This window comes from Sphingomonas sp. (assembly GCF_017304615.1).
Taxonomy (GTDB): domain Bacteria; phylum Pseudomonadota; class Alphaproteobacteria; order Sphingomonadales; family Sphingomonadaceae; genus Sphingomonas.
In genome coordinates this window covers 152,958-165,370 of record NZ_JAFKLZ010000001.1, presented here as the reverse complement: position 1 = coordinate 165,370, position 12,413 = coordinate 152,958, and the positions used below count along the sequence as shown (strand labels likewise).

The window sequence follows — 12,413 nt, the reverse complement described above, 5'->3', positions numbered from 1 at the left end:
GTTACCGCGCCCCTTCCGGCCAGATCACGACGCGGATCGTCTGAAGAATGATCAGCAGGTCGAGGAAGGGCGAATAATTCTTGGCATAGTAGAGATCGTATTCGAGCTTCTGCCGGCTATCCTCGATCGATGCTCCGTACGGATAGTTGATCTGCGCCCAGCCGGTGATCCCCGGCTTCACCATGTGGCGCTCGGCATAATAGTTGATCCGCTGTTCCAGATCCTCGACGAACTCCGGGCGTTCGGGACGGGGGCCGACGAAACTCATTTCGCCCTTCAGCACGGACCAGCATTGCGGCAATTCGTCGATCCGCACCTTGCGGATGAAGCGCCCGATGCGCGTGATGCGCGGATCTGCCTTTTCGGCCCAGATCGCCTTGCCGCCGACCTCCGCGTCCTGCCGCATCGAGCGCAGCTTGATGCAGTCGAACCCCTCGCCATAAAGTCCGACGCGACGCTGGCGGTAGAAGGCGGGACCCTTGCTCTCCAGCTTGATCGCGATGGCTGTCGCGATGATGATCGGCGCGACCAGCGTCAGCAGCAGCGCGCTGACGACGATGTCGAACAACCGCTTGAACACGCCCGACAGCATCCGTCCCGACGAAAAACCGTCGGAAAAGATCAACCAGCTCGGATTGACCGATTGCAGGTCAACTCGCCCGGTCTCGCGCTCCAGGAAGGTCGAGATTTCGTTGACGTGGACGCCTGTGGTCTTGATCCGCAACAAGTCCTTGAGCGGCAACGCGTTACGCCGTTCCTCCAGCGCCAGCACGACCTCGCTCGCATTGAGCAGCACGACATGATCCGCCAGATTGTAGATCGCGTCGCGCGCGATCGCTTCCGGTATGACCCGGTTGGTTTCGCTCATCGACACATAGCCGACGACGACGAACGCCGATCCGGGTCGTTGCGCCAACGCCTTGAGTCGGGCCGCGCGAGCGCCCGCGCCAAGCACGACGACGCGGCGCTTGAACACCTGGCTGCCGAGCATCTTGCCGAGCAGGACGCGCAGGGCGACCAAGGCGGGGACCGAGATCGCCATCGCGTAGAACAGGTTGGATCGCCAGAAACTGAGTACGGGCGAGATAAAAAAGACCACCGACAGCAAGATTACGCCGAGCGAAATCGCGACTAGGATGCGCGCCGTCGCGCGGCGCAGCGATTGCAGCGAATCCGCGCCGTACACCCCGACCGCGACCATCGCGATCTCCAGCGAGGCGGCATAGACGAGCAATTGCGGCAAGCGTTCGCTGATCGGCTCCACCACGCTGCCGAGCTGATGCAGGCGCAGCGCATAGCCCACTTCCATCGCCGCGATCAGCAGCGCGAAGTCCAGGAACCCCAGAAACAGGACGGCATGCGGCACATAGTGCTTGAACAGCCTGATCATTCGTCATCGCCTCTTGGCCCCGCGCGGCGTGTAAGGATTTCCGACAGGGCCCGGGAAAGCGTGTCGCAGAAATTGACAAACGAAGGGTGAATGCGCCCACCGCGGAAACTCGTGCTGCTCCTGCGAGTTTGGCAAATCCGGGGAAGACACTACAGCCACGTCAACTCAACCCAAGGACTCACGCATGGACGCGCCGACGACGATCATTCCTGTCATCCTGTCGGGAGGATCGGGAACGCGCTTGTGGCCGATGTCGACGCCGGAAAAGCCCAAGCAATTGCTCGCCCTGACCGACGACGAAACCATGCTGCAACTGACCGCGCGGCGCACCGCGGGTACCGCCTTCGGTACGCCGATCGTGGTCGCCAATGCCCGCCATGCCGACGAGATCGAGGCTCAGCTCGGCGACATCGGCCTCTCCGAGCATCGCCTGATCCTGGAACCGGTGGCCCGCAATACAGCTCCGGCGATCGCGCTGGCGGCGCTGACGGCGGGAAACGATGCGGCGTTGCTGGTGATGCCGTCCGACCATGTCATCGCCGACACGCCCGCCTTCCACGCCGCGATCGAGGCGGCGATGCCGATGGTCGACCAAGGCTGGCTGGTCACGTTCGGGATCGATCCGCACGCGCCGGAAACTGGGTATGGCTGGATTCATGTCGGTGAGAGCATCGCGCCCCGCGTCCACCGCGTCGCGCGCTTCGTCGAAAAGCCGCCGCGTGATCGCGCAGAGGCGATGCTCGCGGCGGGCGATCATGTGTGGAACGGCGGGATATTCCTGTTCCGCGCCGATGCGTTCCTGAACGCGCTGGCGGCGCATGCGCCTGACATGCTCAACGCCGCTCAACAGGCGCTCTCGAAGGGCGAAACGAAGGGCACGCGGCTATACCCCGACGCCGACGCCTTCGCCGCGTCGCCGTCCGAATCGGTCGATTATGCGGTGATGGAAAAGGCCGATCGCGTCGCGGTCGTGCCGGTCAGCATGGGGTGGAGCGACCTCGGCAGCTGGGATGCGCTCCACGAACTCAGCGCCTGCGACGACAGCGGCAATGCCTGCAACGGCGATGTCGTCGCGATCGAGACCGAGAATTGCCTGGTCCAGGCTGATGGCGTCCGGGTCGCTCTGGTGGGCGTGACCGACCTGATCGTCGTCGCCAACGGCAAGGACGTGCTCGTGATGCCGCGCGGGCGCAGCCAAGAGGTCAAGAAACTGATCGAGGCGATGAAGGACTAGCGGCAGACGGTCTGGGGCGCTGAGGCCGTGGGCGCGATGATCGCGACCCCGTCGAGCCGCTGTACGCGCCCTGCCAGCGCCGCCGGCGCTTTGCCGTCGAGCAGCACGTAGAGCCGCGTCGGATCGAGCCTGCCGCCCTGAAACGCCGCGCTGTCGGCATCCAGCCTCGCGCGCACGGCGATGCTCTCGCGCGCGGCATAGGTGAACCGCACCGGCCGGCAGGCGGTCACCGCGCGCCACGAGATTTCCTGCATCGTTTGCAAATCGACAAACGGCGTGGCGGGTTCGAATTCGACCGAACTTGCCCCGGCGGTCAAGGCGGACCACCGCGGATCGGTCGTGCGGTGATAGACCGACCGGTCAGTCGCCTTGGCACTAGTTGCATGAACGGCCGCCAGCATCGGCGCAAGATCGACGACCTGCAGCGCGAGCGCCGCGGCTAACACGACCGTCGCACGCCGCAGCCGCATCGCCATGACGATCGCCGCGAACGCCAGCGTATAGGTCGGCGGCCAGGCGAGCCTTCCCCCCGCGCGGATCGGATCGAGCGCGTCGGTCAGGCCTTGCGGCAAGTGGATCGTAAAGATCGGTGCGCCGCGCCACATCGGCTGCGGCCCAATCGCGGCGATCGCGACGACCGCGAACGCCGGCAGCAGCCAGCGCAGCCGCGCGAGCGATGAGGGCGATCCTTTACCGCCATCCTCCCCACGCCGGGCGAGCCATGAGCCGAGCGCGACCACCACCAATGCAAGCAAGCCGGCGCCCAGATACTGCAACCCCTCGAACCCTCGCCCGTGATCCTCCGGCGACGATGGGATCAAGGCGGTGTAGCCGGGGTTTGCCGGGTTCCACCACGCATCCAGCGCCAGCGGAAACGCGCCATAGGTGCCGGTCGAGGCGTAACGGCCGGCGAAGGCCCCGTGCCACCACAGGATCGCTGCGACGAACACCACCACCGCCGCCGCACCCGCCAGCACTCGGGCCCGAGCCGGTCCGGCCCACAGTGCACAGAGCATTGCGCTGCCCCAGAACGCCGCGACCATCAGCAGCAGATAGGTGTGGACCATCGCAGCGATGCCCAGAACCGCCATCCACTGCGCGGGGCGCCGTGCACGATCTTCGTCGACAAATACCCAAAGCGCCCACAGGACCAGCCATTGCGCGCACAGGCTGGGATGCCCGTAGCGATTGAACAAAGCCGGCATTGCCGCGAGCAATACCGTGCCCACGAGCGCCGCAAGGTCGTCGGGCGCGTAGGGCCGGACCAGCCTCCAAGCGAACCACACCTGCAACACGACGCAGAGGAGATACCAGAGGCCGACAAACTGGAGGTCGCCCGATACGCCGAGCGGCTTGAGCAGCAGCCCGAGCAGTGGAATGCTGTCGCTGAACAACAGCGACAGCCCCTCCGGCGCCATCAACAGCGGTTCGTGTAGCGACGGCCACGGCCCGCCCGCGCGCAGATAGGCGACCATCCCGATCGGACCCTGCCCGCGATCCTCACCCGACAGCAACCAGCCGACATTGTGCGGGTCGAGCACCGACCAATGCATCCACGCGCCGAACATCGCCAGCGCGATCGCGGTCAGGACCGCCGCACGAATGTAGATCGAACGCATTGCACCCTATTGCCGCACCGGGCGGAAAATAGGGTTAACGGCGCGGCGATTTATGCGATCAGCGCCTCGATCTGGTCGAGCGTGTCCTTGAACGTCGCGATCACCGCCTGGTACGGTGCCGGCGACGCCATATCGAGTCCGGCGCGCTTCAGGATGTCATATGGGTAATCCGATCCGCCCGCCTTCAGCACGCCGAGATAATTGTCGCGCTCCTTGGGTCCACCCTTCAGCACCGACCGCGCGAAAAAAGACGCGGCGGAGATGCAGGTCGCATACTGATAGACGTAGAAGCTGTTGTAAAAGTGCGGAATATAGGCCCATTCCGACGCATAGGTGTCCGACACCGTGACCTTCGGCCCGTGATAGCGCTTGAGCAGGTCGAGATAGATCGCGCTGAACTTCTCGCCCGACAGCCCCTCCCCGGCTTCCGCCTTGTCATGCACCGACAACTCGAATTCGGCGAACATCGTCTGGCGGAAGAAGGTGCCGCGTATCCCCTCCAGCAACTGGCCGAGATAGAACAGTTTCTCCTGCTTGGTTTTCGCGTTGGCGACCATGTAGGCGACCAGCAATTGCTCGTTGCAGGTCGAGGCGATCTCTGCAGTGAAAATCGGATAATTGGTCTTTTCGTAAACCTGATACTTGTTGGCGAGCAACGTGTGCATCGCATGCCCCCATTCATGGGCGTAGGTCGTCATCCCCTCGTAATTCTCACCCAGGTTGAGCAACAGATAGGGGTGGACGTCGAACGCGGCGCCGGGGTTCATGTACGCCCCCGATTTCTTGCCCGGCCGCGGCAAGGGATCCATCCATTTCAGCGCGCTGGCCTTGGCGAACATATCGCCATATTCCGGGCCGAGCGGCTTGACCGCCGCCATCGTGGCGGTGCGCATTTCCGGCACCGAGACCTTCTTGTCCAGCGACACCAGCGGCGGGTAAATATCGTAATAAGCCATGTCGGGCAGACCGAGCATCTTGCGCCGAAGCTCGAAATAACGATGCAGCTGGGGCAAGCCGTTGTTCGTCTCCGCGACCAGGGTGCGGTACACGCCTTCGGGCACGTTGCTGTCCGACAGCGCCATCGCCAGCGAAGTCGGGTATTTGCGCGCCTTCTTGCGAAAGATGTCGGCCTTCAGATGCGAGAGGTACGCCGCGCCCAGCGAGTTCTGGAACTTGCCGTACGCCGCCCAGAACGTATCGAACACCAGCTTGCGGTCCGCGCGGTTCGGCGCGTCGCGGTTGAGCGTATAGGCCTGATCGTCGAGCCGCACGTCCTTGCCCGTCGACAGCTTGACGGTGGGCCACGGAATATCCGACGCCACCAATTGTTCGCGGATGTTGCCTGGGCCGGACAGCGGTGATCCGAGTCCGGCCAGCAGCGCCTCGCCCTCCGGCGACAGCAAATGATCGGCCTGGCGGATGACATCGCGGAGCTGGAAATCGAAATGCTTCTTCAGCGTGTCGTTGCTCGCGATGAAACCCTCGATCTTCGCCTTGCCCAGCGCGAGCAGCTCAGGCCCGGACCATGCGACCGCCTCGCCGAAACTGGTCAGCAGGTCGCGCGCCTGCGCCTCGCGCTCCTGGTTGGCGGAGACGCGCAAATCGGCGTCAGCGCTCAGCGAGGCGTAGACGAACACCCGGCTGGCGGCGCGATCCAGGTTCGACTGCGCGGTCAGGAACGCGGCCAGTGTCGCGGCGCTCTCACCCAGCCGACCCTGGTATTTCGTCAGCGACGGGATGTCGGCCATCACCTTCTTGCGCGCTTCGTCCCAAGCCGCGTCGTTCGGATAGAGATCGGTCAGATCCCATTGCGCCCCGCCGCCGCCGTCCTGCGCCCAGGCGGGCATTGAGGCGACGAGCCCGGCAAGGGCAGTCGCGGCCAGGGCTTCACGGCGGGACAGGTCGAGCATGTGCGACTCCGGAGAAGGAAGGAAGCGCGCAATGTGTCCCGGCGGCGTTGGAAAGAAAAGAGTGTTTTGCCCAAGCGAGACACCTTGCCGCCGTTGGAGCGACAGGCCAGGATGATCGCATGCCCAGCCTCGTCATCCGCGAATTCAGCGACGACCTCGCCAGCCACTTCCACCGCATCAACGCGCAGTGGATCGCGGACATGTACATGCTTGAACCGACCGACATCGAGGTGCTGGAAAACCCGCGAGAGCGGATCGTCGACCCCGGCGGCGCGATACTCTTCGTCGAGGACCGTGAACTCGGCATCATCGGCACGTGCGGGTTGCAGAAGACGGGGGATCGCCAGTTCGAGCTGACCAAGATGGGCGTGGTGCCGGAGGCGCGCGGGCGCGGCGCCGGGGAATTCCTGCTCCACGCGATGATCGACCGGGCGTTCGCGCTGGGGTGCGACCGGCTCTACCTGCTCAGCAACACGAAGGGCGCGACCGGGGTGCGGCTGTATGAAAAGACCGGGTTCGTCCATGATACCGGGATCATGGAGGAGTTCGGGCGGCGCTATGCCCGGTGCAACGTCGCGATGCTGTATGTGGGACCGCGGTAGATAGACGTGCTCCGGCGGAGGCCGGAGCGTTGGCCTCAGTCGAATTCCCTTGCCAAGGCTCCGGCCTTCACCGGAGCACAGCAGCTGACAAAAAAAGGGCCGGCGGATCGCTCCACCGGCCCCTTCTTTTCGTCTGAGCGGCGCGGGCAAAGCCCGCGCTGTCGTCGACCGGGACTTCGGCCGTGGGCCGAAGCCCGCCGTCCGATCCGACGCGAGTCCGGGGCCAAGCTTGCTGGGCCCAAGCCGCGTTCGGATTAGAAGTCCATGCCGCCCATGCCGCCCATGCCGCCGCCGCCCATCGGCATCGCCGGCTTGTCCTCGGGGACTTCCGACACCGCCGCTTCGGTGGTGATCAGCAGGCCGGCGACCGACGCTGCGTTCTGCAGCGCGGTGCGGACGACCTTGGTCGGGTCGACGACGCCGGCCGCGACCAGGTTCTCGTACTTGTCGGTCTGCGCGTTGAAGCCGACGGTCACGTCGTTGCCTTCGAGCAGCTTGCCCGCGACGACCGCGCCGTCATGGCCGGCATTAGCCGCGATCTGACGCACCAGAGCCGACAGCGACTTGCGGACGATGTCCACGCCGCGGGTCTGGTCGTCGTTCGCGCCGGTCAGGCCGTCGAGCGCCTTGGTCGCGTACAGCAGCGCTGTGCCGCCACCGGGAACGATGCCCTCTTCGACGGCCGCGCGGGTCGCGTGCAGCGCGTCATCGACACGGTCCTTGCGCTCCTTCACCTCGACCTCGGTGGAACCGCCGACCTTGATCACCGCAACGCCGCCGGCGAGCTTGGCGAGACGCTCCTGGAGCTTCTCACGGTCGTAATCGCTGGTGGTGTTCTCGATCTGCGCACGGATCGCTTCGGTGCGGCCCTTGATCGCCTCGGCATCACCGGCGCCATCGACGATGGTGGTGTTGTCCTTGTCGATCGAGACGCGCTTGGCGGTGCCCAGCATGCCGACAGTGACGTTCTCCAGCTTGATGCCGAGGTCTTCCGAGATCATCTCGCCCTTGGTCAGGATCGCGATGTCTTCGAGCATCGCCTTGCGACGATCGCCGAAGCCCGGCGCCTTGACGGCCGCGACCTTCAGACCGCCGCGCAGCTTGTTCACGACGAGCGTTGCCAGCGCCTCGCCCTCGATGTCCTCGGCGATGATCAGCAGCGGACGGCCCGACTGGACGACGGCTTCCAGGATCGGGAGCATCGCCTGCAGGTTCGACAACTTCTTCTCGTGGATCAGGATGTACGGATCCTGGAGCTCGACCGTCATCTTTTCCGGGTTGGTGATGAAATACGGCGACAGATAGCCGCGGTCGAACTGCATGCCCTCGACGACGTCGAGCTCGAATTCGAGACCCTTCGCCTCTTCGACGGTGATCACGCCTTCCTTGCCGACCTTTTCCATCGCTTCGGCGATCTTCTCGCCGACGACAGTGTCGCCATTGGCCGAGATGATGCCGACCTGGGCGATCTCGTTCGACCCGGCGACCGGCTTCGAACGCGACTGCAGGTCGGCGATGACCTTCTCGACCGCCTGGTCGATGCCGCGCTTCAGGTCCATCGGGTTCATGCCGGCGGCGACCGACTTCATGCCTTCGCGAACGATCGCCTGAGCGAGAACGGTCGCGGTGGTCGTGCCGTCACCGGCATTGTCGTTGGTCTTCGAGGCCACTTCGCGCAACATCTGCGCGCCCATGTTCTCGAACTTGTCCTTGAGCTCGATCTCCTTGGCGACGGTGACGCCGTCCTTGGTGATGCGCGGCGCGCCATAACTCTTTTCGATCACGACGTTGCGGCCCTTCGGCCCCAGCGTGACCTTGACCGCGTCGGCGAGGATGTCGACGCCACGCAGGATGCGCTCACGCGCGTCGCGGCTGAATTTTACGTCCTTGGCTGCCATGTTGGCTGACCTTTCAGATTTGGAAGTTTAGTCGAAAGTTAGGTGAAAGAAGGCTCAGCCGACGATCCCGAGGATGTCGGATTCCTTCATGATCAGCAGGTCTTCGCCGTTCAGCTTGACCTCGGTGCCCGACCACTTGCCGAACAGGATCTTGTCGCCCGCCTTGACGTCGAGCGGCGTAACCTTGCCGGCTTCGTCCTTGGCGCCGGCGCCGGCGGCGATCACTTCGCCTTCCTGCGGCTTTTCCTTGGCGGTGTCCGGGATGATGATCCCGCCCGCGGTCTTTTCGTCGGCCTCGATGCGGCGGACGAGAACGCGGTCGTGCAACGGACGGAAGTTCATTGCTGTTACCCTCTTGCTTGACTGAAAAACGGTCCTTGGCACTCGACTCACGTGAGTGCCAACGGGGCGCATATGTGGAGCGTGCAGGGCCGCGTCAATGGCCCCGCATGGTTTATTTGAAAACCGCCAGTCAGGCGGCGCGTGGCGGGAGCAGGCCGAGCCGATCGCGCATCGCCCAGCGCACGACGAGCAGGCCGGAAACGACGAACAAGCCGACCGCCAGTCCGATCCAGATGCCGACCCCGCGCAAGGGGGTATGAAAGCCGAGGAAGATGGCGGTGCCGAACCCCGCAACCCAGTATCCGAACGCCGCGATCAGCATCGGCGCGCGCGTATCCTGAAGCCCGCGAAGGCTCCCCGCGCCGACGGCTTGAGCGCCGTCGAACAACTGGAACGCGGCGGCGACCGCCAGATACCGGATCGCGAGCGCCACCTCGCCCGCGCGCGACGGATCGCCCGGATCGACATAGATGCCGATCACCAGCCGCGGCGCGAGCCAGATGAAGGTCGCGGTCAGGACCATGAACCCGGTGCCGCCGACGATCGCCGCCCAGCCCGCGCGGCCGATCCAGGCATGGTCGCGCGCGCCATAGGCCATCCCGACGCGGATCGTCGCGGCCTGGGAAATGCCCAGCGGCACCTGAAAGGCGAGCGCCGCGATGTTCAGGGCGATCGCGTGCGCGGCAACCTCGGTCACGCCGATCAGGCCCATCAGGAATGCCGCCCCGCCGAACAATCCGCCTTCGAGCGTGAAGATCAGCGCGATCGGCGTGCCGATGCGGACGATCTCCCTAAACCGCCGCCAATGCGGCTGCCACCATTTGCCGAACAAACGATACCGGCGAAGGCGCGGGTCGAACGCCAAGATCAGGGCATAGGCCAGCATCATCGCGACCGCGGTGATCACGCTGGCGGTCGCCGAGCCTTCCAGCCCGAGCGCGGGAAAGCCGCCATGACCGAACACCAGCAACCAGTTGCCGAGCGCGTTGACCCCGACCGCGCCCGCCGTCACCAGCATCGCCCAGCCCGGCCGACCGAGCGCCGCCGCGACGGTGCGCATCACGCTGCCCCAGATATTGGGCAGCAGCGCGAACAGCAGGATGCCGAGAAACGCCCCAGCTCGCCGCGACACATGCGGGTCCTGACCCAGCAGCAGCAAGACTCGCTCGCCGTTCGCGAGCAGCACGATCGCCGCCAGGCTGCTGACCATCGCCAGCCACATCGCCATGCGGAACGACCGCCGCACTTGGCGCACGGCATGCGCCCGCGCGCCGAGTTCGGCCGCGATCAGCGGCGCACAGGCCCCCGTCAGTCCCATCAGCGCCCACATCAGCAGCCCGAACAGGAACACCCCGAGCGTCGCCGCCGCGAAATCGATCGCCGACAGACGTGCGACGAACATCACGTCGATCGCATAGACCGCCATCTGGAGCAGGTTGGCGCCCGCCAGCGGCAAAGCCAGTCGTGCAAGCGCGCGCGTTTCCTCCCCGATCGTCGCGGGTGCGGGGCCGGCCAGCGGCGTGAGGGCGGCTGGCGCGTCCATATCCTGCCCCTATCTGCTTCCCATATATACCGTCAAGACAAGTAGCCTCATTATGTGCTATCAGGGCGTATGCGATCGATTCTCTCCCGCCTTCGGGCGAACCCAAAATGGAGTTTTGCCGGATTTTTTGGTCTGCTGGCCTTTCTCTGGGACCGCTTCAATGACTATCAGAGCGGCAGCGGTCTAATGGTCGGCGTGCTGGGCGCTAATTGGTTTCAGACAGTAATCCACTCGCCATGGTTCACTGTGTTTGGGCTTGGGCTGGTCCTTCTGTCGCTGTGGCGGATTGGCCATTTGGCCGACAGCGCAAACAGAGCGTCAGAGGAGAGAAATGCGCTAGCGCGCGATAATGCAATTGCCCCAATCCTCGACGTAGCCACGCGATACGAGAAATTTCGCTTGGCGGTCATCGCAGATAGGGAGATTGACCGAGGCGAGGCTGCAATCGAAGAATACAAGCGGGTGCTTGATGAAGCCAGGCACGGTGGGCCGAAACACTGGCCTTCAATCAAAAGCATTCTTGAAATACGCTGTGATGCCGCGTTCTCCGGTCAGCATCGCACTCGCGCCCTTTTGGGGCTAGGCGCAGGCGGAGTAACCCCAAGGAGGCCAGTTCCAATACTTCAACCGGTTGAGGGCAGTTTGGGCCGTATTGGGTTATTTGATCCTACCGAAAATACGGCGTTTTTCAACGAGCACCAATTGAACGTTGAGGCGATCGAAAACAGTAACGCTGCATACAGAGATCTCGCGCGCGAGCGACGAGAATCGTTGGCGAATCTATTGCCACAGGAGGCTCGGATTGATGGCTGATCGCGACCCCAACGCCAAGTTCGACCGCCTCCTAGAGGCGATGGTCCCCCCTAGCGAACGAAAGAAGCCATCAGCCGATCAAGCATCAGGTGAGGCGTCTGACGCATATTGTGGCGATACTCAAACTCCGCCAGATACTTCGGAAGATGCTTCTGACTGACATGAATGTGGGTGCCGTTGATCCCGCGCTTTAACGCCGACCAGAACGACTCAACGCCGTTCACGCTTGCTCCGTCCGCGCCGACATACTGACCCTTATTGTGGTTGACCGTCATGTGACGGTAGCCCTTCACCGAGATCGACCGATACGAGATCAATTCGTCGGTGCTGATGACGGTGCCGCGCAACACATGCGCCTCGATTACCGGCCACAGGGTGGCGCGACGAACATTCGGGATCACCGTGGTCTTGATCGACCCGCCACGTTCCAGAAGTCCCATGACGACAGTCTTGCTGCGGATTTGCGGGCCTGACCCCTTGCCCGTGACGCGACCGCCAATGATCGTTTCGTCAATCTCCACGATCCCGTCCGGGCCGCCCAGCGGGCCGTCACCGTCAACCTGACCCATATATTCGCGGATCATGTGGCACATGCGCCAAGCCGTTTTGTAGGTAACCCCAAGCTGGCGCTCGACCTCTTTCGCCGCGACGCCGTTCCGCGAAGAGCAGAACTGGAACATGACGAAGAACCAATCGCGCAGCGGCGTGCGGGTGCGGTCGAACGGCGTGCCAGCGGTCGGATAGACTTGATAGCCGCAATGCTCGCACGCGTAGGAGCGACGCGCCTTGACGCGGTAATAAGTCGCCTCACGCCCGCACCCCTGACAGTCGTGACGCGCGCCGTAGCGGGTCCGCATCAGATGCTCCAGACAGCTATCTTCCGTGGGGAAGCGGTCCTGAAACTGGCGAAGCGTCGGGGCTTTGTTGCTCATGCATATTGTATGGCACAACGCCTTACTTGTTTCAAGGGGATATATGTTATCTGCTTGGCGCGTATTGCTCAACCACAACACTTGCGGCTATCGCGTGAGGCGCGCCGTGCCGGCGCACCGTGGAGAAGCG

Annotated in this window: 10 protein-coding genes; 3 read left to right on the top strand and 7 right to left on the bottom strand. The window is 64.0% G+C overall.

The window, feature by feature from the left end; genetic code table 11:
- Window position 1 precedes the first annotated feature (1 nt).
- A complete protein-coding gene (locus tag J0J06_RS00870; protein WP_294039471.1) occupies window positions 2–1,390 on the bottom strand; it encodes a TIGR03013 family XrtA/PEP-CTERM system glycosyltransferase in 1,389 nt (462 codons plus the stop codon).
- 184 nt (window positions 1,391–1,574) lie between these two features.
- Here J0J06_RS00870 and J0J06_RS00865 point away from each other — a divergent pair, with 184 nt between their 5' ends.
- Window positions 1,575–2,624 (top strand): mannose-1-phosphate guanylyltransferase/mannose-6-phosphate isomerase, encoded by a 1,050-nt coding sequence (locus J0J06_RS00865; RefSeq protein ID WP_294039470.1) that lies wholly within the window; start codon window positions 1,575–1,577, stop codon window positions 2,622–2,624.
- Here J0J06_RS00865 and J0J06_RS00860 read toward each other — a convergent pair.
- Window positions 2,621–4,243, bottom strand: coding sequence for a DUF6311 domain-containing protein (locus tag J0J06_RS00860; protein WP_294039469.1), 1,623 nt, complete (start codon window positions 4,241–4,243; stop codon window positions 2,621–2,623). The two genes, J0J06_RS00865 and J0J06_RS00860, sit on opposite strands and share 4 nt — an antisense overlap.
- A gap of 50 nt (window positions 4,244–4,293) precedes the next feature.
- Window positions 4,294–6,153: an oligoendopeptidase F gene (pepF, locus tag J0J06_RS00855; protein WP_294039468.1), complete on the bottom strand. Its 1,860-nt coding sequence runs from the start codon at window positions 6,151–6,153 to the stop codon at window positions 4,294–4,296.
- A 119-nt stretch (window positions 6,154–6,272) separates the two neighbouring features.
- Here pepF and J0J06_RS00850 point away from each other — a divergent pair, with 119 nt between their 5' ends.
- Window positions 6,273–6,755, top strand: a complete 483-nt coding sequence (locus tag J0J06_RS00850; RefSeq protein ID WP_294039467.1) for a GNAT family N-acetyltransferase — start codon at window positions 6,273–6,275, stop codon at window positions 6,753–6,755.
- Window positions 6,756–7,009: 254 nt separating this feature from the next.
- Here J0J06_RS00850 and groL read toward each other — a convergent pair whose 3' ends face one another.
- The 3 genes from groL to J0J06_RS00835 all read right to left on the bottom strand — a co-directional run bounded on the left by groL (window position 7,010) and on the right by J0J06_RS00835 (window position 10,538).
- A complete protein-coding gene (gene groL / locus J0J06_RS00845) occupies window positions 7,010–8,653 on the bottom strand; it encodes a chaperonin GroEL (protein WP_294039466.1) in 1,644 nt (547 codons plus the stop codon).
- Between the two features lie 54 nt (window positions 8,654–8,707).
- Window positions 8,708–8,995: a co-chaperone GroES gene (gene groES, locus J0J06_RS00840; RefSeq protein ID WP_294039465.1), complete on the bottom strand. Its 288-nt coding sequence runs from the start codon at window positions 8,993–8,995 to the stop codon at window positions 8,708–8,710.
- 130 nt (window positions 8,996–9,125) lie between these two features.
- On the bottom strand, window positions 9,126–10,538 hold the full coding sequence (locus tag J0J06_RS00835) for an MATE family efflux transporter (protein ID WP_294039464.1): 1,413 nt from the start codon (window positions 10,536–10,538) through the stop codon (window positions 9,126–9,128).
- 69 nt (window positions 10,539–10,607) lie between these two features.
- Here J0J06_RS00835 and J0J06_RS00830 point away from each other — a divergent pair, with 69 nt between their 5' ends.
- A complete protein-coding gene (locus J0J06_RS00830) occupies window positions 10,608–11,351 on the top strand; it encodes a hypothetical protein (protein WP_294039463.1) in 744 nt (247 codons plus the stop codon).
- A 50-nt stretch (window positions 11,352–11,401) separates the two neighbouring features.
- Here J0J06_RS00830 and J0J06_RS00825 read toward each other — a convergent pair whose 3' ends face one another.
- Window positions 11,402–12,283 (bottom strand): IS1595 family transposase, encoded by an 882-nt coding sequence (locus J0J06_RS00825; RefSeq protein WP_294039462.1) that lies wholly within the window; start codon window positions 12,281–12,283, stop codon window positions 11,402–11,404.
- Window positions 12,284–12,413 lie beyond the last annotated feature (130 nt).

What these genes read in the sequence shown, in the direction of transcription:
- pepF (WP_294039468.1), bottom strand. Translation starts at nt 6,153, where the DNA reads ATGCTCGACCTGTCCCGCCGTGAAGCCCTGGCCGCGACTGCCCTTGCC.
- J0J06_RS00865 (WP_294039470.1), top strand. Translation starts at nt 1,575, where the DNA reads ATGGACGCGCCGACGACGATCATTCCTGTCATCCTGTCGGGAGGATCG.
- groL (WP_294039466.1), bottom strand. Translation starts at nt 8,653, where the DNA reads ATGGCAGCCAAGGACGTAAAATTCAGCCGCGACGCGCGTGAGCGCATC.
- J0J06_RS00850 (WP_294039467.1), top strand. Translation starts at nt 6,273, where the DNA reads ATGCCCAGCCTCGTCATCCGCGAATTCAGCGACGACCTCGCCAGCCAC.
- J0J06_RS00830 (WP_294039463.1), top strand. Translation starts at nt 10,608, where the DNA reads ATGCGATCGATTCTCTCCCGCCTTCGGGCGAACCCAAAATGGAGTTTT.
- groES (WP_294039465.1), bottom strand. Translation starts at nt 8,995, where the DNA reads ATGAACTTCCGTCCGTTGCACGACCGCGTTCTCGTCCGCCGCATCGAG.
- J0J06_RS00825 (WP_294039462.1), bottom strand. Translation starts at nt 12,283, where the DNA reads ATGAGCAACAAAGCCCCGACGCTTCGCCAGTTTCAGGACCGCTTCCCC.
- J0J06_RS00860 (WP_294039469.1), bottom strand. Translation starts at nt 4,243, where the DNA reads ATGCGTTCGATCTACATTCGTGCGGCGGTCCTGACCGCGATCGCGCTG.
- J0J06_RS00870 (WP_294039471.1), bottom strand. Translation starts at nt 1,390, where the DNA reads ATGATCAGGCTGTTCAAGCACTATGTGCCGCATGCCGTCCTGTTTCTG.
- J0J06_RS00835 (WP_294039464.1), bottom strand. Translation starts at nt 10,538, where the DNA reads ATGGACGCGCCAGCCGCCCTCACGCCGCTGGCCGGCCCCGCACCCGCG.